This is a genomic window from Saccharothrix sp. CCNWYY140 (assembly GCF_037401995.1).
GTDB lineage: Bacteria > Actinomycetota > Actinomycetes > Mycobacteriales > Pseudonocardiaceae > Actinosynnema.
On sequence record NZ_JBBEGC010000003.1, the window covers coordinates 104,442 to 124,281 of the forward strand.

Below are 19,840 nucleotides of genomic sequence, written 5' to 3' on the forward strand. Positions count from 1 at the left end.
TTCGTCCCGCTCCTCGTCAACGGTCCTGCCATCGCTTCCGTCCGATTTCGTACCGCTCCACCATCACGTCGGTACACACGTCACCGTCACCCGTGAGCCGATCGCAACCTCACCGGTCGGGCTCACGTCCGACACCCGGCACCGCTTCGCGTCCCGCGGCGCGCCGCCCTGGTCGACGTGCACCTCGGGGTCGAGGCCGCGGTCGTCGAGCTTCCTCGCCACCTCGTCGGCCGGGTCGCCGACGAAGTCGGACTCGGTGATCGTGACCGTCGTGGTGCCGGGGATCTGATCGGTCGAGTCCTGCGTCGAGGTGCGGGCACTCGTGGCGCCCACCTGGTTCGTCCCGCTGGACCGGTTCGTGCCCGTGCCGGTCGGCACGTCGTCGTCACCCAGCGCGCGCAGGACGACCACGCCGAGCACCAGCAGCACGGCCACCAGCACAGCGACCATAACCCACAGCAGGGCCCGGTTGCGCCCCGGTGGTCGCGGGGGCGGCGGCAACGGACCGAAAGCGTCCGTGCGCGGACCGTTGACCGGCGGTCCGGGCGGCACGGGCTGCATGCCGGGCCGCGAGCCGGGGTGGGTCACCGGGATGCCGGGGTGCGTCACCTGCGCGCCGGTGAACGCGGGCGGCGGCCCGACCGCCATCGCCAGGCCCGTCGGCACCGGCAGCGGCTGGCCGTTGCGCACCGCGCTGACCGCCGCCGCGAACTCGCCGCCGTTGCGGTAGCGCTGCCGCGGGTCCTTCACCAGGGTCGCCTCGATCAGCGCCCGCGGACCCGGCGGCACGTCCGGCGGCAGCGGCGGCGCCACGTCCCGGATGTGCATCATCGCGACCGTCACCGCGTTCTCCGACAGGAACGGCCGGTGCCCGGTCAGGCACTCGTACCCGCACACACCCAGCGCGTACACGTCGCTGGCCGGCTCGGCGGCGTGGCCCAGCGCCTGCTCCGGCGCGATGTAGTGCGCGGTGCCCATCACCATGCCGGTGTGCGTCACCGGCGCCGCGTCGGCGGCCTTGGCGATGCCGAAGTCGGTGATCTTCACCTTGCCGGTCGGGGTCACCAGGATGTTGCCCGGCTTCACGTCCCGGTGCACCAGGCCCCGCTCGTGCGCGGCCTGCAACGCGTTGCCCGCCTGCTCCAGCAGGTCCAGCGTGCGGTCCGCGCCGAGCCTGCCGCGGGCGATGATCGCGGCCAGCGGCTCGCCCTCCACCAGCTCCATCACCAGGTAGGCGGTGTCCTCCGGCCCGTCCGGGATCGACGCGGTCTCGCCGTAGTCGTGCACCGCGGCGATGCCCGGGTGGTTCAGCGACGCCGTGGTGCGCGCCTCGATCCGGAACCGGTTGAGGAACTCCGAGTCACCGGACAGCTCCGCCTTGAGCACCTTCACCGCGACCTTGCGGTCCAGCCGGGTGTCCGCCGCCTCCCACACCTCGCCCATGCCGCCGACCGCGATCCGCCGCGACAGGCGGTACCGCTCGGCGAGCAACTGGCCCGAGGTCAGCATCAGCGGCTCCCGAGGTACGCGCCGATGACCGCACGGCCGATCGGCGCGGCCACCCGGCCGCCGGTCGCGGACAGGCCCTGCTGGCCGCCGTTCTCCACGATCACGGCGATCGCGATCTCCGGCTTCTCGGCCGGCGCGAACGCCACGTACCAGGCGTGCGGGTTGGTCGAGGCGACGTCCTCGCCGTGCTCGGCGGTGCCCGTCTTGGACGCGATGGTCACCCCGGACAGCTTGCCGGTGCCGCCGGTGTTCTTCTCCGACTCGACCATCATGTCGCGCAGCAGAGCCGCCTTGTCGGGGTCCATCGCCTCGTCCAGCTCGTCCGGCTTGGTCTCGCTGATCGCCTGGAGGTCGGGCGCGAGGATCTTCGACACGAAGTGCGGCTTCATGCGGGCGCCGCCGTTGGCGATGGTCGCGGCCATCATCGCGTTCTGGAGCGGCGTGACCCGCACGTCCCGCTGGCCGATGCCGCTCTGGTACACCGACGGCTTGTCCGCCATCGGGCCCATCGTCGAGGTGGCCACCGACAGCGGCACGGTCAGCTCGGAGTCGTCGAACCCGAACTTGCGGGCCTGCTTGCGCAGCTTCTCCGGGCCGAGCTGGTCGGCGAGCACGGCGAACGCGGTGTTGCACGACTTGGCCAACGCCTCCTGGAGGGTGGCGGTGACGCCGTTGCCGCACGTCGTGTCGTTGAAGTTGGGCAGCGTCCGCTCCGTGCCCGGCAGAGTGATCACCGGGCGGCCGTCGACCTGCGTGTCCTTGTTCGCGCCCTCTTCCAGCGCGGCGGCGGCCACGATCAGCTTGAACGTCGACCCGGGCGGGTAGATCTCGGCCACCGACCGGTTGCGGGTGGGCTGCGGGCCGTCCGGCGCGGTGTACTCCAGCCACGCCTTCTCCTGCACCTCCGGGTCGTGGCTGGCCAGCAGGCTCGGGTCGTAGGACGGCGTGGACACCATCGCCAGGATCTCGCCGGTCTGCGGCCGGATCGCCACCACCGACCCGGTCACGCCCTGGAGCTTCTCGAAGGCGATCTGCTGGAGGGCGGCGTCGATGGTGAGCTGGAGGCTGCCGCCCTTCGGGTCGCGGCCGGTGATCAGGTCCGACACCCGGCGCGCGAACAACCGGTCGTCCGAGCCGTTGAGCAGGTCGTCCTCGACGCGTTCCAGGCCGAAGGTGCCGTAGGTCGTCGAGAAGAAACCGGTCACCGGGGCGAACGCCGGGCCGTTGGCGTAGCGGCGCAGGTAGCGCAGGCGGTCCGTGGTCTTCTCCACGGTCGCGATCGGCGTGCCGTCCGCGGCGATGATCTGCCCGCGCTCCCGCGAGTACTGGTCCAGCAGCACCCGCCGGTTCAGCGGGTTCTTCCGGTAGTCGTCGGCCATGATCACCTGGACGTACGTGGCGTTGCCCAGGAGCAGCAGCATCATCACCATCATGGCGAGGCCGACGCGGCGGAGCGGTGTGTTCATTTGGGACGCTCCACCATGACAGTGAACTGGTCGGCGATCGCGGGCTGCTGCGGACGCGGTTTCGGTGTCGACTTCGGCGCGCGCGCCGCGTCCGAGATCCGCAGCAGCAGGGCGACCAGCATGTAGTTGGCCAGCAGCGACGAGCCGCCGTAGGACAGGAACGGCGCCGTGATGCCGGTCATCGGGATCAGCTTGGTGACCCCGCCGACGACGATGAAGATCTGGAACGCGATCGCGAACGACAGGCCGCCGCCGAGCAGCTTGCCGAACGTGTCGCGCACGGCCAGCGAGTTCCGCATGCCGCGCAGCGCCAGCACCGTGTACAGCACCAGCACCGCGGACAGGCCGACGAAACCCAGCTCCTCGCCGATCACGGCGGTGATGAAGTCGGTGTTGGACTCGGGGATCTCGTCCGGCCGCCCGCCGCCCAGGCCCGCGCCGAAGATGTTGCCGGTGCCCAGGCCGAACAGCGACTGGAGGATCTGGTAGCCCTTGCCGGACGGGTCGGCGAACGGGTCCAGCCAGTTCTGCACGCGGATCTGCACGTGGCCGAACAGCCGCCACGCCACCACCGCGCCCACGCAGAACATGCCCACGCCGAGCACCACCCACGCCGCGCGCTCGGTCGCCACGTACAGCAGCACCAGCACGATGCCGAAGAACAGCAGCGACGACCCCAGGTCCTTCTGCAAGACCATGATGCTCACGCCCACCGCCCACGCGGCGACCAGCGGACCCAGGTCACGGGCGCGCGGCAGGTCCATGCCCAGCACCTTGCGGCCCGCCGCGGTGAACAGCTCGCGCTTGGACACCAGGAACGCGGCGAAGAACACCATCAACAGGATCTTCGCGAACTCACCCGGCTGGATGGAGAACGCGCCGAAGCTCAACCAGATCTTCGCGCCGTTGATCTCCGGCGCGATGAACCCGGGCAGCACACCCGGCAGCACCAGCGCGACCAGGCCCAGGAAGCCGAACGTGTAGCCGTAGCGGGCCAGCGTCCGGTGGTCGGACAGCACCGCCAGCACGATGCAGAACAGCACCAGCGCGATCGCCGTCCACAGCACCTGCTTGGGCGCGGCCGGCGACCAGATGCCGCCGCCGGGCAGCTTGTCGCCCTCCTTGGCCAGGTCGATCCGGTGGATCATGACCAGGCCCAGGCCGTTGAGCAGCGCCACGCACGGCAGGATCACCGGGTCCGCGTACGGCGCCCACTTGCGCACCGCGAGGTGCGCCACGGTGAGCACGCCCAGGTAGGCCAGGCCCAGCCACACGATGCGCATGGTCAGTTCCTGCTCCTGGTTCGCCTCCACCAGGATCAGCGCGATCGTCACCAGGCCCGCCGCGAACGCGAGCAGGAAGAGTTCGCTGCTCCGCCTCGTGGGCGGCTTCAGACCCGGCGAGGTGCTGCTCGCCGCCGAGAGCGGCGTGCCCTCCGCGCCGGGGACCGGCGAACCCATGCGTCTACTGACCCTTTCGGCAGTCCGTGCCCGGCTTCTGCGCGGGCGTGGGCAGCGGCGTGCCCTCCTGAGTGGTGGACGTCGGCGGCGCCGTGGTGGTTGCGGACGGGTCCAGACCCGGCGGCGGGGTGGTCGTCGTCGCCCCGGTCGTCGACTGCTCCTTCGAGCACAGCGGCAGGGTCTGCTCGGTGCGCAGCCGGCGGATCGCCTCCCGCGCGCCCTCCAGACCGTCGACGTCGGTGATGCCGTTGCGCACCACGTCCCGCGTGGCCACCTTCAGGTCGTCCACGGTGATCGGCTCGCACGCCTGCGCGCCCGGCGGGCACGAGCCCTCGACCAGGCTGTGCAGGTCGAAGCCGAAGATGCTGCCGGTCACACCCCGGAAGATCGACACCTGGCCGTCCGGCGCCGCACCCACGAAGTACTGGCGCAGCACGTACCAGCGGGTGCCCAGACCGGCCGCGGCCAGCATCAGCAGCACGAACAGCACCAGCAGCAGCGCCTTCACCCGGCCGGCGCGCGAGCGTCGCTGCGGCGGCGGCTGCGGGGGTTCGACCCGCTGCGGGATCGGACGGGGCCCCGTTATCGAACTCGCCCGCGAGGCGGGCGAGTCGGGGGGTGGTGGGTCCTCGGAGCCGTCTCCGGCCGCGCCGCCCACTATGGGGGCGTCCTCCCCGAAGTCGATGTCGACGACGTCGGCGACCACGACCGTCACGTTGTCCGGCCCGCCGCCCTTGAGCGCCAACTCGATCATCCGGTCCGCGCAGGCCTGCGGGTCCGGGATGCGGATGGCCTCCTCGAGGGTCTCCATGCTGACCACGCCGGACAGGCCGTCCGAGCACAGCAGGTAGCGGTCACCCGGCCGGGCCTCCCGCACCATCAGCCGCGGCTCCACCTCGTGCCCGGTCAGGGCGCGCAGCAGCAGCGACCGCTGCGGGTGCGTCGCGGCCTCCTCCTCGGTGATCCGGCCCTCGTCGATCAGCGACTGCACGAACGTGTCGTCGTGCGTGATCTGCGTGAAGGTGCCGTTGCGCATCATGTAGGCGCGCGAGTCGCCGATGTGCACCATGCCCAGGCGGTTGCCCGCGAACAGGACGGCCGTGAGCGTCGTGCCCATGCCGTCCAGGTCCGGGTCCGACTGGACGAGCTCGGAGATCGCGCCGTTGCCCGCGATGACCGCGTCGCGGAGCTGGCCCAGCAGGTCGTCGCCCGGCTCGTCGTCGTCGAGCGGGGCCAGGGCGGCGATGACCACCTTGCTGGCGACCTCGCCCGCGGCGTGGCCACCCATGCCGTCGGCGAGCGCGAGCAGGCGGGGGCCCGCGTACACGGAGTCCTGGTTGTTCGAGCGGACCAGGCCCCGGTCGCTGCGGGCCGCGTATCGAAGGACGAGGGTCATGTGCGCAGCTCGATCACCGTTTTGCCGATACGGATCGGGGTGCCGAGCGGGACCCGGAGTGGGGCCGTGACCTTCGCCCGGTCGAGGTAGGTGCCGTTCGTGGAGCCCAGGTCCTCCACGTACCAGTCGGTGCCGCGCAGCGACAGCCGCGCGTGCCGGGTCGACGCGAAGTCGTCGTCCAGCACGAGCGTCGAATCGTCGGCGCGGCCGATCAGGATCGGCCTGCCGTCCAGGGAGATGCGCGTACCCGCCAGCGCGCCGTGCGTCACGACGAGCTGCCGCGGGGCCTTGCCGCCCTTACCGGCCTTGCCGGCTCCTCTCCGCAGACCGGGCGTCGGAACGCGCAGTCCCGACGCCGCGTACAGGTCGGAGCGGACCACTCTCAGCGCAGCCAACACGAACAACCAGAGCAGGACGAGGAAACCCGCTCTGGTCAGCTGCATCACCAGCTCTGGCACCGGTTGTAACCGCTCCTGACTCTTCCGCCGTCACCCGCCCGCTTCGACCCCTCAGCCCTGGGTGCGGAAGACCAGCGACGAGTGGCCGATGCGGACGACGTCGCCTTCCGCGAGCTGCCAAGTCTGCACTGGAGTGCCGTTCACCGTGGTGCCGTTTGTCGAACCGAGATCAGCGAGCATGGCACTGTGCCCGTCCCAGGTGATCTCCAGGTGCCTCCTGGAGACGCCGGTGTCGGGCAGCCGGAAGTCCGCCTCCTGGCCGCGGCCGACCACGTTGCCGCCCTGCTTGAGGTTGTAGGTGCGGTTCGAACCGTCGTCCAGGTGCAGCGTCGCGTTCAGCTGGCGCGGGCCGGACTGCACCGCGGGCGGGGCGTAGCCCTGGGACGGGTCCGGGTAACCGCCCGGCGCCTGGCCGTAGCCGGGCTGCTGGCCGTAGCCCTGGTCGTAGCCCTGCTGGCCGTAGCCCTGGTCGTAACCCTGCTGGCCGTAACCCTGGTCATAGCCCTGCTGGCCGTAGCCGGGCTGCTGACCGTAGCCCTGGTCGTAGCCCTGCTGGCCGTAACCCTGGTCGTAACCCTGCTGGCCGTAGCCGGGCTGCTGGCCGTAACCCTGGTCGTAGCCCTGCTGCTGCTGGCCGTAGCCCTGGTCGTAGCCCGGTTGCTGTTGGCCGTAGCCCTGGTCGTAGCCCTGCTGGCCGTAGCCGCCCTGCGCGTAGGGGTCGTAGCCGGGCTGGCCCTGTTGTCCGTAGCCGGGAGGCTGGCTCATCGATCCGTCTCCTGTGCGAGGTGGTGCTGACCGTCGGCTGGCAACTTTCACGTCGGGGTCGACGGACGAGCTGGTTCGGAACTGTCCGGTGTGCAGCGCGTCGGAGCGCTCCAAGGAGACTACGACGTCACCATAGGTATCCCATCCGCTCTCATCGAGGTACTCCCGGATGGAGTCCCCCAGTGCACGGGTGATGCGTAGTTCATCCTGGCCGTCACCGGCAAGCCGATCGTGGTCCTCTGGGCCCAGCAGGACCATGTAGTGGTTCGGGGCCAGGAGCCGTCCGCCCGCGAGTTCGCGGATGTTGACCTCCGCCTCGCGCTGGAGGGCCGGGATCACTTCCTCCTGGACGACGTTCCCGCCGAACACACGCGCGAAGGTGTTGCCCACGATGCCTTCGAGACGGCGCTCGAAGCGCTCCACGAGGCCCACGGCAACCCTCCGACTCGGTCGACTTCTGCCACCGATCGTATCCGGGGTGACGTGCCGGTACACGGGGCAATTGGTAACCCGGACGGAGGCCGTGCTAGTGTTCTCCACGTCGCTCCGGGCGAGTGGCGGAATGGCAGACGCGCACGGTTCAGGTCCGTGTGTCCGAAAGGACGTGGGGGTTCAACTCCCCCCTCGCCCACAGCAAACGGGAATCCCCCGCTTCCGAGGTTCGGAGGCGGGGGATTTTCGTTGTGCCGGGGTTCTGCCGGCGGTGGCGGGGCCGGTGATCTGTGTCACTCGAATGGCCGCGTCCGTTGGCCTTGCGGTTGCCCGCCGTGGTGATCTTCGTCGCACCGCCCGGCGGGGTGTGAAGGGGCGTGCGGGAGCCCGAAGCGGACCCACTCGCGTCGGCCGTCCGCCCCTTGCCGACTTCGTCCCCGGCCTCTTGGTTCGGCCTGCCCCCGTCCGTCGGTCGATTTCGGTCGGTGAGCGGTCGGTCGAGGGGTGGGCCGTGCGGTGAGCGCCGTCACGTCCGTGGCCGGCGCGTGCGTGACCCGTGCACGCTGAGCTCGTTTTCGGCCTGTTCCAGCCGGTCGACGTCACCCGGACGGCAGCACCGCCGGGCCGAACTCCCGGTCCGGGGTTTCGACCGGTTACCGACCGCTCGGCGCCGTCGATCGCAGCGGCCCGTCGAGCCGGGGAACGGCGGGGTTCCCGGGTGGTAGGCCTTACGCAGAGCACGAGTCGAAACGCGGCGGGCGCTACCGCCGTGGTTGCCGAGGAGGCCCTGGCGTGAGCAGCACCCCAGCACGGATCGCGGACACCGGCGACGCACGGGCGCTGTCGGCCACGGCGATCCCGGTTCCCGAACTGCCCGGTGACGTGGCGGACCTCGCCGCCGCGGCGGCGGTGCGCCTCGGCTGGCACGGTGTGGTGCTGCCGGAGATGGTCCTGATGGGCCGCAAGGTGATCGTGGTCGCCGAACTGCTGGCCGACGCGCACGCCGAACGGGTGTGCCTCGGCGCGGGTCCCGAAACTGATCGGACGACGGTGTCCACGTGGGTGTGGCCCGAAATGGACGGCCGCGTGCCGCCCGCCGCAGTTCGGATCATCGGCGTCCTGGCGGTGGCCCGCCACTGGCGGACCGCACTCGCGTCCGCGGTGCCCTTCGCCCGGTTCGGCAACGCGGCGGCGGTCCTGCCGGCCTCGGTCGCCCTGACCCACGACTACTTGGCGAACTGCCTGCCGCGCGTTCGTCGCTACGGCGTCTCGGTGCTGCTGGCGGACGAGGAGTCGGCACTGTCGATGGACGTCACCGGCCGCAACGAGACCGTGCCCGTCGAGGACACCGCCACCACGCGGTGGGTGAACGAGCTGGTCTACGAGCAGGTGCTCGCCGCGGTGCCGGACCCGGTGGCCTGATCTAAGTTTGCGGTCATGCGGGTGGTGATCGCAGGCGGGCACGGCAAGATCGCACTGTTGACGGCAAGGCTGCTGACGAGCCGCGGCGACGAGGTGGTCGCCCTGGTCCGCAACCCGGACCACTTCACGGACGTCAGGGACGCCGGAGCCCAACCGGTGCTGTGCGACCTGGAGTCGGCGGACGCCGCTTCGGTCGCCGAACACCTCAAGGATGCCGACGCAGCCGTCTTCGCAGCCGGCGCAGGCCCAGGCAGCGGCGCAGAACGCAAAGACACAGTGGACCGCGCAGCGTCGGCACTCTTCGCCTCGGCAGCAGAACAAGCGGGCGTCAGCCGCTTCGTGCAAATCAGCACAACCGGCATCGGCAGGGTGACCGGCGACAAGGTCTTCGACGCGTACCTGAAGGCAAAGGCCGCAGCCGAAGAAGACCTCAAATCCCGCCCCCTGCACTGGACCATCCTGCGCCCCGGCCGCCTGACCGACCAACCCCCGACAGGCAACGTAGAGCTCGCGGAATCCCCACGCCGAGGCGAAATCCCCAGAGCAGACGTAGCCGCTGTCGTAGTGGCCCTCCTGGACCACCCCACCACCACAACCCACCGCACCTACGAACTAATCGCGGGCTCCACACCCATCGCCGAATCCCTGTAACCTGTTCCCAGCACTCCCGGAACGTCCACCCAATCGAGTGACATACAGGATCCGCAACATTCCGCGATCTCACGCGATACCGTAATTAGGAACGGCGGACGGGACGGGCAAGGTCCACCACCCACCCCCGAGCTGGTGCCAGGACCGAGCTGCCGCAAAGCCCGATCTGGCGACAAGCCGCGCAAGCCAGCCAGCCCGCAGCCAGATGACCCGCCCGCTCTTGGCGCTCCCGGCACCAAACCACGCCGAACGACAAGCGACCTCGCTACCCGCCCCGCCCGACCAGCTCCCCGGCCCGGCCGCCACCCACCCACCCGCCCGGCCCGGCTGCATTCGCCCAGCCGGCCCGGCTGCACTCGCCCAGCCCGGCCGCCACCCGCCCGGCCCGGCCGCCACCCGCCCGGCCCGGCTGCCACCCGCCCGGCCCGGCTGCTACCCGCCCGGCCCAGCGATCCGGCCCTCCCGACCGCCAACGCCCGACCGCCCATGCACCGAACCATCCCCCATCCCCACCCGCTCACGCACCCAACTACCCGCATGCCCGCCGCCCACCCCGCACATCCGCTGGTCCCGCCACATGTCCGCCGGCCGCCGCGTATGTCCACCGCCCCACGTGCCTGCCAGCCGTCCCACATACCCGCCAGCCGGGCCGCATGTCCGCCGGCCGCCTTGCATGTCCGCTGGCCGGGCCGTGTGCCCGGCGCCCCGCCGGATGCCCGCTGGCCGGACCGCACGCCTGCCGACCCGCGACTGCCCGCCGACCCCGCCGACTGCCCGCCGACCGCGCCGACTGCCCGCCGGCCGGGCCGCGCACCGGTCCTGCGACCCGGCCGCCCAACGACCCGCTGGACCGCTGGCGTGGGTGGGGGGAGGCGGGTTAGCCGAGGACGCGGTCTAGGTAGGGGTTGGTGAATTTGTGGGTGGGGTCTACCTCGGCTCGGATGCGTTGGAAGTCCGGGAAATGGGGGTAGCGGGTGGAGAGGGTGGTGGCGGTCAGGGAGTGCATCTTGCCCCAGTGGGGGCGTCCGCCTGCTGCGCCGGCGATCTGTTCGAAGGCGTCGAAGTACTGGCGGTAGGGCATTCCCAGGAATTGGTGGATGGCGATGTAGGCGGTGTCGCGGCCGTTCGCTGTGGAGAGCCAGATGTCGTCGGATTGGGCTACGCGCACTTCCACCGGCACGATGATGCCGTGGTCCAGTTTGTTCACGGCCTTCCGCAGTTCGCCCAGGACCTCGTGGAGGGCTGTGCGCGGGATGGCGTATTCCGATTCCACGAAACGGACTCGGCGAGGCGTGACGAAAACGCGGTGTGAGACGTCCTGGTAGACGCGTTCGGAGATCAGGTTGCCGCACACCCGGTTCAGCGCGCGGGTCGTGCGCGGCAGGGCGCGGGCTACGCGGCAGACCAAGCCGAACGCGCCGTTCTCCATGACCTCGTACTCGTAGAAATGGCGCAACTTCGACAAGGGCGCGGCGGGCTGGTCGGTTCGGTTGTTGCGCTTCAAGATCACGTTGTCGCTGTGTGGGAACCAGTGGAACTCGACGTGGTCCTCCACCGCTGTCAGGTGGTCGAACTCCTCCAGCACGCGGTCGAGGCGGTCCGGGGTTTCGCGGGCGTGCAGGACGAAAGCCGGTACGCAGCGCAGGGTCACGGTGCTGATGACGCCCAGCGCACCCAGGCTCACGCGGGCCGCGTTGAACAGGTCGGGGCGTTCGGCGGCGGAGCAGCGGACGGTTTCGCCGGTCGCCAGGATCAACTCCAACGCCGTGACCTGCGTGGACAGGCCGCCCAGCTTCGCGCCGGTGCCATGCGTCCCGGTGGAGATGGCGCCGGCGATGGTCTGCGCGTCGATGTCGCCGAGGTTCGGCAGCGCCAGGCCCAGGTGGTCCAGCAGGGCGTTCAGCTGTCGGAGCGTGGTGCCCGCCCGGACGGTGACGAGCGTGCCGGACACCTCAGTGATGCCGGTGTACCGGTCGAGGTCGAGGGCCACGGCGGGTGCGGCGGCGATGTCGTTGAACGAGTGCCCGCTGCCGCGCGGCCGGATCGCGGGCGCGTGCGCCACGGCCTCGGCGAGTTCCTCCGCCGTGGCCGGGTGCTCGACGCGGTGCGGTGTCGCGGTCGCGGTGCGCGCCCAGTTCCTCCACGGGGTACCCAACGCCCACCTCCGGTGTGACCTGTTCCACGCACCGTAGGTGAATAGCTTTCACCTTTCAAGTACGGTGAGCCCATGCAGCCCCGCAGCCGCCTCGACGCCGCGACCAAAGCGCTCGACGCGCCCTTCGCGATCGTCGACCTGGACGCGTTCGACCACAACGCGGCCGACCTGGTCCGCCGGGCCGGCGGCAAGCCGGTGCGGGTGGCGAGCAAGTCCGTGCGGGTCCGCTGGTTGCTGGAACGAGTGCTCGCGCGCCCGGGATACGCCGGCGTGATGTGCTACTCGCTCGCCGAGGCGCTGTGGCTGTCCGAGCACGACCTCTCCGAGGACCTCCTCGTCGCCTACCCGACCGTCGACCACGGTGCGCTGCGCGCGCTGGCCGCCGACGACAAGGCCCGCGAACGGGTGACGATCATGGTCGACTCGCCCGCCCACCTCGACCTGGTCGACGCCGCCCTGGGCACCGGCCACCCGGCCATCCGGGTCTGCCTGGAGCTCGACGTGTCCTGGCGACCCGTCCCCGGTCTGCACGTCGGCCCCCGGCGCTCGCCGGTGCACTCCGCGCGGGACGCCGCCGACCTGGCCGCGAAGATCACCCGGAGACCCGGATTTTCCCTCGTCGGAGTGATGGCCTACGAAGGTCAAATCGCCGGATTGGGTGACTCCCCGCTCGGCCGACCCCTGCGCGCGGCAGCGGTCCGGTGGATGCAGAAGAAGTCGTCGACGGAACTGGTCGAGCGGCGGGTCGAGGCCGTGGTGGCGGTGCGGCGCGTGGCGGACCTGGAGTTCGTCAACGGCGGCGGCACCGGCAGCCTGGAGATCACCGGCGCCGACCCGTCGGTGACCGAGCTGGCCGCCGGGTCCGGCCTGATCGGGCCGACCCTGTTCGACGCCTACCGCTCGTTCCGCCCCCGGCCCGCAGCGTTGTTCGCGCTGCCGGTCGTGCGGCGACCCGGCCCCCGCGTGGCCACCGTGTTCGCGGGCGGCTACCTGGCGTCCGGCACCGCCACGGCCGACCGCCTGCCCTCGCCGTACCTGCCGGTCGGCTTGTCCCTGACCCCGTTGGAGGGCGCGGGCGAGGTGCAGACGCCGGTCGTCGGCCGGGCCGCGAACGCGCTCGCGCTGGGCGACCGCGTGTGGTTCCGGCACGCCAAGGCCGGCGAGCTGGCGGAGCGGTTCACCCACTACCACGTCGTGCAGGGCGACGCGGTCGTGCACACCGCGCCGACCTACCGGGGCGAGGGCAAGTCCTTCGGCTGAGACGTGGCGACGTCAGCCGCGACCTCAGTCGGGGAGCCTTGTCGACAAATACCCCCGCACGAGCGCCTTGGCCTCGTCCAGGATCGCCTGGTCGCCGGCCGGGTCGGTGCGGAACGCCAGGTTCAGCACGCCGTCCGCCGCCTGCACGGCGATCGAGATCGGCAGTTGCAGCTTGTCCAGCGGGATGTCGAACTTGGTCGAGATCATCTCGGCGATGCGGTCGGAGATGACGGTGTTGTTGTCCCGCCGGTCGTCCAGCAGCCGCATGTCGACCACGTCGCCGAAGTGCAGCTTGCTGAACGCGGGCACTTCCCGGTGCATCGACACGTAGACGTCGAAGATGGTGTCCACGGCGTCCCACCAGTGGTCGAGCGTCTTGGAGGTGAACCGGCCGTCCACCGTGCTGATGAACTTCTCCAGGTTGCGCAGGGTCAGGGCCTGCACGACGGCACGCTTGTCGGGGAAGAACTGGTAGAGCGACCCGACCGCCACCCCGGCGCGCTCCGCGATGAGCGTCGTTGTCACCCCGTCGTAGCCGACCTCCTCGATGAGCGAGGCACAGGCTTCGAGCATCCGCTCGACGCGCTTGGCACTGCGCTGTTGCACCGGCTGGCGGCGCAACGGGGTCGTACTCGTCACGGCGACTCCTGCTGGTCGGGTTGCGGGTCTCCATAGTGCCCGGTCCGGGACGCCAGTACTTCCCGTTGGCGGTCAACACGCCTACGATCCGAATCACTTTCATGTTCTGGGAGGCCTGCGTGACCCTGCCTGACGACTTCCTCTGGGGTGTGTCGACGTCCGCGTTCCAGATCGAAGGGGCGTTCCACGACGACGGCCGCGTCCCGTCCGTGTGGGACGACTTCCCGGCGCACGAGGGCCACACCGCCGCCGTCGCGTGCGACCACTACCACCGGTACCGCGAGGACGTCACCCTGATGCGCGACCTCGGCGTCGGCGCCTACCGGTTCTCCGTCGCGTGGCCCCGCCTGGCCGACCTCGGCTTCTACGACCGGCTGGTGGACCTGTTGCTGGACAACGGGATCGCGCCCGTCGCCACGCTCTACCACTGGGACACCCCGAAGTCCGTCGAGGACGCCGGCGGCTGGCTCGCCCGCGACACCGCCTCCCGGTTCGCCGAGTACGCGGCGGCCGTCGGCGAGCGCCTGGCCGACCGGGTGGCGATGTGGATCCCGATCAACGAACCCGCGATCCTCACCCTCCTGGGGTACGCCGTCGGCCAGCACGCGCCCGGCAAAGCCCTGCTCTACGACGCGCTTCCGGTCGCGCACCACCTCAACCTCGCGCACGGCCTGGCCGTGCAGGCACTGCGGTCCGCCGGCGCGAAAGCCGTCGGCACCGCGAACAACCACACGCCCGCGTGGCCCGCGACGCCCGACGACGTCGAAGCGGCGCACGCCTACTCCGCGCTGCACAACTGGCTGTTCACCGATCCGCTGCTCGCCGGCGCCTACCCGGCCGAGTTGGCCGACCGCCTGCCGATCCAGGACGGCGACCTGGCGATCACCGCCCAGCCGCTCGACTTCTACGGCGTCAACTACTACAACCCGACCCGGCTGCGGAGTCCGAGCGACGGCAACCCGCTGCCGTTCGAGTTCGTGGACATCGACGAGTACCCCAAGACCGCGTTCGACTGGCCGGTCGTGCCGCACGGACTGTCCGAGATGGTGGCCGCGCTGCGGGAACGCCACCCGAACCTGCCGCCGGTCTACATCACCGAGAGCGGGTGCAGCTTCGGCGAGGACATCGAGGACACCGCCCGGATCTCCTACCTCGACGGGCACGTCGAAGCCGCGCTGGCCGCCGGTGTGCGCGGGTACTTCGTGTGGTCCCTGATGGACAACTTCGAGTGGGACTCGGGCTATTCGCAGCGGTTCGGCCTGGTGCACGTGGACTACGAGACCCAGAAGCGCACGCCCCGCGCGTCCTTCGCCTGGTACCGCGACCGGATCCGCCGGTGACCGCGGTCGACCCGTGGGCCGAGCCGGTCACGCCGGTCCGGCGGTCGTGGATGGGGTGGCTGTTCCTGGCCAACCTCGGGCTGTGGCTCGGGATCTACGCGCCGATCCAGGTGCTGCTGCCGCAACAGGCCGAACTGCTCGCGGGCACGTCGAAGGAGGCGGTGTTCGGGCTGGTCACCGGGGTGGGCGCGGCGGTGGCGCTGGTCGCGAACCCGCTGATCGGGCTGTCGTCGGACCGCACCACGTCCCGGTTCGGGCGGCGGCACCCGTGGACGTTGGGCGGCGCGCTCGTGGGTGCGCTCGGGCTCGTCGTGCTGGCGTCGGCGTCGTCGGTGGGCGTGATGGTGGTCGGCTGGTGCCTGGTGCAGGCCGGGTTGAACGGGATGCTCGCCGCGCTGACCTCCGCCGTGCCGGACCGGGTGCCGGTGCGGCAGCGGGCGAAGGTCGGCGGGCTGGTCGGGACCAGCCAGATGCTGGGGACCGTGCTCGGGGCGGTCGTGGTGACCGTCGTGGTGTCCGGGTTGGTCGCCGGGTACCTGGCCTGTGCGGTCGTGGTCGTGGCGGGTGCCTTGCTGTTCGTGCTGCTGACGCCGGACGCGCGGATCGTCGTGCGGCCGGAGCTGCGGTGGCGCGAGCTGTGGGTGTCGCCGCGCCGGCACCCGGACTTCGCGTGGGCGTGGGGCGCGCACTTCATGATCAACCTGGGGAACGCGTTCGGCACGTTGTACTTGTTGTACTTCCTGGACGACGTCGTGCGGCACCCGTCGCCGGAGGACGGGCTGCTGGTGCTGATGCTGTTGTACGGCGTGGCACTGACGCTCGGCGCGTTCGTCGTCGGGGTGTGGTCGGACCGCAGCGGGCGGCGCAAGCCTTGGGTGCACGGGTCAGCGTTCGTGATGGCGCTGGCGGCCCTGCTGCTGGTGGTGTGGCCGACGTGGACCGCCGCGCTGGTGGCTGCCCCGCTGCTCGGGGTCGGGTTCGGCGGGTACTGGGCGGTCGCGCTGGCGCTGCTGACCCAGGTGCTGCCGGCCGCGTCCGACCGGGCGAAGGACCTGGGCGTCGTGAACATCGCGAACTCGTTGCCGCAGGTGGTCGCGCCGCTGTTGACGACGTTCGTGCTGGCCGGCCTCGGCGGGTACCGCGGGTTGTTCGCCGTGTCCGCGTTGGCGACGTTGTGCGCGGCGGCGCTCGTGAGCCGCGTTCGAGCTGTGGGGTGATGGAGTGCGTTTGACGGGAACCACCGCTGTGGTGACGGGGGCTTCGCAGGGCATCGGTGCGGCGACCGCGTTGACGCTGGCACGGCGCGGATCGGTTGTCGTGCTGGTGGCACGCAGCGCCGAAGCGCTCGAATCCGTCGTTCAGCGGGTCCGGGGGTTCGGCGGCCGTGCGGTCGCGGTACCCGCGGACCTGACGGACGTCGACGCGATCGGCACGCTGGCCGAGCGGGTGCTGGGCGAGTTCGGGGCGCCGGACGTGCTGGTGAACAACGCCGGCGCCGGGCGGTGGCTGTTCCTGGACGACACCCCGGCCGCGGAGCTGGACGCCATGACCGCTCTGCCGTTCACCGCGGCGCTGCACGTGACCAGGAGTTTCCTGCCTTCGATGCGGTCGCGCGGGTCGGGGCGGATCGTGAACGTGAACTCGCCGGTGTCCCGGATGCCGATCCCGGGGGCGACCGGGTATGCGGCGTCCCGGTACGCGCTGCGCGGCCTGACCGCGGCGCTGCGCCAGGACCTGCGCGGGACGGGGGTCGGGGTGAGCGAAGTGGTGCCGGGCAAGGTGAGCAGCGCGTACTTCCGCAACAACCCGGGCGCGGAGGAACGCATCCCGGTCGTCGCGCGGCTCATCCCGACGGTCACGCCGGAGCGGGTGGCGGAGGAGATCGCGCGGGCGGTGGAGCGCGGGCGCGACGAGGTCGTGTTCCCGTGGCAGCTCAAGGCTTTCGACCTGACCAACCGGGTGCTCCCGGGCTTGGTGTCCTACCTGACCTGGCGCACCGGCACCCACCGCTGACCGGCCGGGCTCGGCGTCGGCAGGGCTGGCCGCCGGGTCGGAGGTCGTGAGATCCGATGCGTGCGGCGGGTTTGGCGCGCGGCGCGGGGCTCGATTCGTGCGGCGAGGTTCCGGCGCGCGCGGGAGGTTCGGTGCGGAGTGGAGGGATGTCCGGCGGAGGCGCCTCTGTCGGGCTTGCCTCCCGCTCTCGTCCCGGCTTGGCCTCCAGCCGCCTTCGGGCGTGGCCTCCGGCCCCCGTCTCCATTGTCCCACGGGGGTACGACATTTCCCCGTGAGCGCCCCCTGGGGCTCAGTCTGCCGGCGGGGTACGACAACCCCGTGCTGGGCGGGTGTGGAAACGGCCTCCGTTGCCCGCGCGGGAGGGGCGGGCAACGGAGGCCGATGTGGTGCCCGCGGACCAGTGCCGGTCGGGGAGGGAAGGTGCACAGCACCGGCCCGCGGATGTCTGTGTGGAGTTGTAGCCGGCCGGCGGTCCGTTCGTCGCGGTCGGGGGTTCGCACGTCCCGGACCGCCGGCCAGTAGGCGGGTGCTCGACCTTGTCGCGTCGGGGGAACGACAGGTCGGGGCCGCCCGTTAGTGGGCTCGGAGCACCGCGCGTCTGGTCCGGGTGACAGGAGGGGTCACCGGGGCCGAGCGCAGGTGTCGAGCCGGGCGCGGGGCGAGGCCGCCCGCGACCAGGTGTTCGTACGCGGCGCGCCACACCGAGCAAGGGCTCTTCTGCTGCCGCCACCGTCCGGAGCACTCGGGGCAGTTGCCCTTCTCGTCCGGTTCGTGCGCGGCGAGCAGTGCCCGCCACCCCTCGGTCAGCCGAGGGAGCTCGGATCGGGCCACCGACAGGAGGGACGGGGCGTCGGCCTCGTTGGCCAGCTCGGTGAGCAGGTCCAACCGTTCCCACACCGCGTTGCGAAGAACTTGTCCGAGGATCTCGTCCACCGAAACGTCACCGTCACCTTTCCGCCTGCTCGGCGGCCTCGCGTAGCGCAGCCCTGAGCTGTACGAGCTGGTCGGCCGAGAGGACCGCGGTCTCACCCGGCGGACCGACCAGGACCACGCGGCCCTGGTCGACCAGCACGGTGAGGCAGCGCTCCCGGTCCACCACGTCGCTACAGCGAATCCGCCACCAGCGACGTTGCCCGGTCGAGCCGCGCCATCCGGAGTCGAGGTCGGTCGACTCCCGGACAGTCGGGGAAGGGGGAGAAGGGGCCGTGGCGACGGCGTGCGCTGCCGACCCACCCGTGGTGGTCACCGCCCGCTCGATCAGGTCCACTGCCGGTTCCCTCTCCGTGTTCGCTCGCTTACCGAGACTCAGATTGCGATGATTCAACCCGGATCGGGACGTCACAGCGCTAGCCGGTGGCCGTTCCACGGTAAGCGGTCAACGGAGTTCGGCAGGGCCGATCAGCCTCGCCGATCAGCACTTCCTGCGGTTGGGGGAGTGCCCCTACTCTGCCGTTGACGCCCGGAGGACTGTGAGGGGGCGCAATTGAACACCATCGGTTCGCAAGGCTCTCCTGTTACACCCGACGTGTGGGACCAGCAGGAGATGCGGGACGCGCTGGCCAGGCGGGAGATCAGCTCGGTCTACCGGCTGCTGCGCAGGCACGGCGTGTCCCAGCGCCAGATCGCGGCGCTCACGGGCCAGTCGCAGTCCGAAGTCTCGGAGATCCTCAAGGGACGCCAGGTCATGGCCTACGACGTCCTGGCGAGGATCGCCCAGGGCTTGGGTGTCCCCAGGGGATACATGGGCCTCGCCTACGACGAGGCCACGGCAGTGCGGGTGGCCGCGACCGCGGAGGCACCCCAGTCTGAGGAGGACGAGTCGGTGAAGCGAAGGAAGTTCCTCGCGCACGCCGCCGCCATCACCGTCGGCGCGGCCGTGTTCGGTACGGACTCCGGGTCTTGGGCCTCGTCGCCCGCGCAGACGCCGGCTCCCGGCCGGATCGGCATGACCGACGTCCGACAGGTGGAAGCGGCCACTCGGGCGCTCCGCACGCTGGACTACCAGTACGGCGGCGGCTCGTGCCGCGACGCCGTGGTCGCGCAGCTGTCCTGGGGACAGCAGATGCTCGGCGCCAACGCCACGGACCTGGTGAAGGAACGGCTCTACGTCGCCCTCGCCGACCTGCACAACCTGGCCGGCTGGACCTCGTTCGACACGGGCCTGTACGACTCGGCGCGCAACCACTTCGGCCAGGCCCTCGGGCTGGCCAAGCAGGGCCGCAAGGAAGAGCTGGTCGCGAACATCCTGTACCGGATGGGCCGCGTCTACCTGCACCAGGACGCGCCGGACGACGCGTTGAAGGTGTTCCAGCTCGGCCAGTTGGCCGCGCAGAACTCCGGTTCGGAGCTCGCGGTGGGCATCCTGTGCGCCAACGAGGCCTGGGCCTACGCGAAGATGGGCTCCGACGACCAGGCGCTGAAGCTGCTGGGCCGGGCGCGCGACGAGTTCGCCCGCGCCAACCTGAACGAGGCGCCCGCGTGGGCGAAGTTCTTCGACGCCAACGACCTGTCCGCGATGATCGGCACGGTCCACACCGAGCTGGCGCAGACCGTGGACGCCCGCAAGTACACCCGCACCGCGATCCCGGCGCTGACCAAGGCCATAAGCGGTTACGGCGAGGACATGAGCCGCAGCCGCTCGTTCAACCTCACGTCGCTGTCGATCAACCACCTGCTGGAAGGCGACATCGACCACGGCGCCAAGATCGGGCGGCAGGCGATCGACCTGTCCGAGGGCCTGAAGTCGGTGCGCACCAAGGACCGCATGCGCCCGCTCCAGCTGGAAGCGGAGAAGCGCAGCAACAACGCCGACGCGCGCGAACTGGCCGACCGCCTGGCCAAGTTCACCGGCAACGACAGCGCGGCCTGAGCCGG

At 71.0% G+C, this 19,840-nt stretch carries 17 protein-coding genes and 1 tRNA gene; 8 read left to right on the top strand and 10 right to left on the bottom strand.

Annotation, left to right across the window (positions count from 1 at the left end; translation table 11 throughout):
- Positions 1-63: 63 nt before the first annotated feature.
- Genes WBN91_RS02875 through WBN91_RS02900 form a run of 6 tightly spaced genes read right to left on the bottom strand, consistent with a single transcriptional unit; the run spans position 64 to position 7,486 of the window.
- On the bottom strand, positions 64-1,509 hold the full coding sequence (locus tag WBN91_RS02875; RefSeq protein ID WP_337722436.1) for a serine/threonine-protein kinase: 1,446 nt from the start codon (positions 1,507-1,509) through the stop codon (positions 64-66).
- Positions 1,509-2,975, bottom strand: coding sequence for a peptidoglycan D,D-transpeptidase FtsI family protein (locus WBN91_RS02880; RefSeq protein WP_337722437.1), 1,467 nt, complete (start codon positions 2,973-2,975; stop codon positions 1,509-1,511). The genes WBN91_RS02875 and WBN91_RS02880 overlap by 1 nt, the downstream gene beginning before the upstream one ends.
- Positions 2,972-4,435: an FtsW/RodA/SpoVE family cell cycle protein gene (locus WBN91_RS02885; protein ID WP_337722438.1), complete on the bottom strand. Its 1,464-nt coding sequence runs from the start codon at positions 4,433-4,435 to the stop codon at positions 2,972-2,974. Before WBN91_RS02885 ends, WBN91_RS02880 begins: the two co-directional genes overlap by 4 nt.
- Before the next feature lie 4 nt (positions 4,436-4,439).
- Positions 4,440-5,831, bottom strand: coding sequence for a PP2C family protein-serine/threonine phosphatase (locus tag WBN91_RS02890; protein ID WP_337722439.1), 1,392 nt, complete (start codon positions 5,829-5,831; stop codon positions 4,440-4,442).
- The gene (locus WBN91_RS02895; RefSeq protein WP_121223868.1) at positions 5,828-6,289 is read right to left on the bottom strand and encodes an FHA domain-containing protein FhaB/FipA; all 462 of its coding nucleotides are present in this window, start codon (positions 6,287-6,289) and stop codon (positions 5,828-5,830) included. The genes WBN91_RS02890 and WBN91_RS02895 overlap by 4 nt, the downstream gene beginning before the upstream one ends.
- Before the next feature lie 51 nt (positions 6,290-6,340).
- The gene (locus tag WBN91_RS02900) at positions 6,341-7,486 is read right to left on the bottom strand and encodes an FhaA domain-containing protein (RefSeq protein WP_337722440.1); all 1,146 of its coding nucleotides are present in this window, start codon (positions 7,484-7,486) and stop codon (positions 6,341-6,343) included.
- 116 nt (positions 7,487-7,602) lie between these two features.
- Between WBN91_RS02900 and WBN91_RS02905 the strand changes: the two genes are divergently transcribed.
- The 3 genes from WBN91_RS02905 to WBN91_RS02915 all read left to right on the top strand — a co-directional run bounded on the left by WBN91_RS02905 (position 7,603) and on the right by WBN91_RS02915 (position 9,559).
- Positions 7,603-7,685 (top strand) — tRNA-Leu (locus WBN91_RS02905).
- 593 nt (positions 7,686-8,278) lie between these two features.
- Positions 8,279-8,908, top strand: a complete 630-nt coding sequence (locus tag WBN91_RS02910; protein WP_337722441.1) for a hypothetical protein — start codon at positions 8,279-8,281, stop codon at positions 8,906-8,908.
- Positions 8,909-8,923: 15 nt separating this feature from the next.
- A complete protein-coding gene (locus tag WBN91_RS02915; RefSeq protein WP_337722442.1) occupies positions 8,924-9,559 on the top strand; it encodes an NAD(P)-binding oxidoreductase in 636 nt (211 codons plus the stop codon).
- Positions 9,560-10,436: 877 nt separating this feature from the next.
- On the opposite strand, the gene WBN91_RS02920 is transcribed toward WBN91_RS02915, so the two are convergent.
- Complete coding sequence (locus WBN91_RS02920) at positions 10,437-11,714, bottom strand: D-arabinono-1,4-lactone oxidase (protein ID WP_337722443.1); 1,278 nt, start codon at positions 11,712-11,714, stop codon at positions 10,437-10,439.
- A gap of 72 nt (positions 11,715-11,786) precedes the next feature.
- Here WBN91_RS02920 and WBN91_RS02925 point away from each other — a divergent pair, with 72 nt between their 5' ends.
- Positions 11,787-12,974, top strand: a complete 1,188-nt coding sequence (locus WBN91_RS02925; protein WP_337722444.1) for an amino acid deaminase/aldolase — start codon at positions 11,787-11,789, stop codon at positions 12,972-12,974.
- 24 nt (positions 12,975-12,998) lie between these two features.
- Here the strand turns inward: WBN91_RS02925 and WBN91_RS02930 are convergent, their stop codons facing one another.
- Complete coding sequence (locus WBN91_RS02930) at positions 12,999-13,613, bottom strand: TetR/AcrR family transcriptional regulator (RefSeq protein ID WP_337722445.1); 615 nt, start codon at positions 13,611-13,613, stop codon at positions 12,999-13,001.
- 101 nt (positions 13,614-13,714) lie between these two features.
- Between WBN91_RS02930 and WBN91_RS02935 the strand changes: the two genes are divergently transcribed.
- Genes WBN91_RS02935 through WBN91_RS02945 form a run of 3 tightly spaced genes read left to right on the top strand, consistent with a single transcriptional unit; the run spans position 13,715 to position 16,966 of the window.
- Positions 13,715-14,953: a GH1 family beta-glucosidase gene (locus WBN91_RS02935; protein WP_337722446.1), complete on the top strand. Its 1,239-nt coding sequence runs from the start codon at positions 13,715-13,717 to the stop codon at positions 14,951-14,953.
- Between the two features lie 50 nt (positions 14,954-15,003).
- A complete protein-coding gene (locus WBN91_RS02940; RefSeq protein WP_337722549.1) occupies positions 15,004-16,170 on the top strand; it encodes an MFS transporter in 1,167 nt (388 codons plus the stop codon).
- A 10-nt stretch (positions 16,171-16,180) separates the two neighbouring features.
- The gene (locus WBN91_RS02945; protein WP_443217649.1) at positions 16,181-16,966 is read left to right on the top strand and encodes an SDR family NAD(P)-dependent oxidoreductase; all 786 of its coding nucleotides are present in this window, start codon (positions 16,181-16,183) and stop codon (positions 16,964-16,966) included.
- Positions 16,967-17,539: 573 nt separating this feature from the next.
- Here WBN91_RS02945 and WBN91_RS02950 read toward each other — a convergent pair.
- Both WBN91_RS02950 and WBN91_RS02955 read right to left on the bottom strand, forming a co-directional pair.
- Positions 17,540-17,899, bottom strand: a complete 360-nt coding sequence (locus WBN91_RS02950; protein WP_121223852.1) for a hypothetical protein — start codon at positions 17,897-17,899, stop codon at positions 17,540-17,542.
- A gap of 13 nt (positions 17,900-17,912) precedes the next feature.
- Complete coding sequence (locus WBN91_RS02955) at positions 17,913-18,227, bottom strand: hypothetical protein (RefSeq protein WP_443217657.1); 315 nt, start codon at positions 18,225-18,227, stop codon at positions 17,913-17,915.
- A 282-nt stretch (positions 18,228-18,509) separates the two neighbouring features.
- Between WBN91_RS02955 and WBN91_RS02960 the strand changes: the two genes are divergently transcribed.
- Complete coding sequence (locus WBN91_RS02960) at positions 18,510-19,835, top strand: helix-turn-helix transcriptional regulator (protein ID WP_337722550.1); 1,326 nt, start codon at positions 18,510-18,512, stop codon at positions 19,833-19,835.
- Positions 19,836-19,840 lie beyond the last annotated feature (5 nt).

Bases quoted from the DNA above. Each gene is read 5' to 3' on its own strand.
- WBN91_RS02875 (WP_337722436.1), bottom strand. From the start codon at position 1,509: ATGCTGACCTCGGGCCAGTTGCTCGCCGAGCGGTACCGCCTGTCGCGG.
- WBN91_RS02880 (WP_337722437.1), bottom strand. From the start codon at position 2,975: ATGAACACACCGCTCCGCCGCGTCGGCCTCGCCATGATGGTGATGATG.
- WBN91_RS02885 (WP_337722438.1), bottom strand. From the start codon at position 4,435: ATGGGTTCGCCGGTCCCCGGCGCGGAGGGCACGCCGCTCTCGGCGGCG.
- WBN91_RS02890 (WP_337722439.1), bottom strand. From the start codon at position 5,831: ATGACCCTCGTCCTTCGATACGCGGCCCGCAGCGACCGGGGCCTGGTC.
- WBN91_RS02915 (WP_337722442.1), top strand. From the start codon at position 8,924: ATGCGGGTGGTGATCGCAGGCGGGCACGGCAAGATCGCACTGTTGACG.
- WBN91_RS02925 (WP_337722444.1), top strand. From the start codon at position 11,787: ATGCAGCCCCGCAGCCGCCTCGACGCCGCGACCAAAGCGCTCGACGCG.
- WBN91_RS02935 (WP_337722446.1), top strand. From the start codon at position 13,715: ATGTTCTGGGAGGCCTGCGTGACCCTGCCTGACGACTTCCTCTGGGGT.
- WBN91_RS02940 (WP_337722549.1), top strand. From the start codon at position 15,004: ATGGGGTGGCTGTTCCTGGCCAACCTCGGGCTGTGGCTCGGGATCTAC.
- WBN91_RS02960 (WP_337722550.1), top strand. From the start codon at position 18,510: ATGCGGGACGCGCTGGCCAGGCGGGAGATCAGCTCGGTCTACCGGCTG.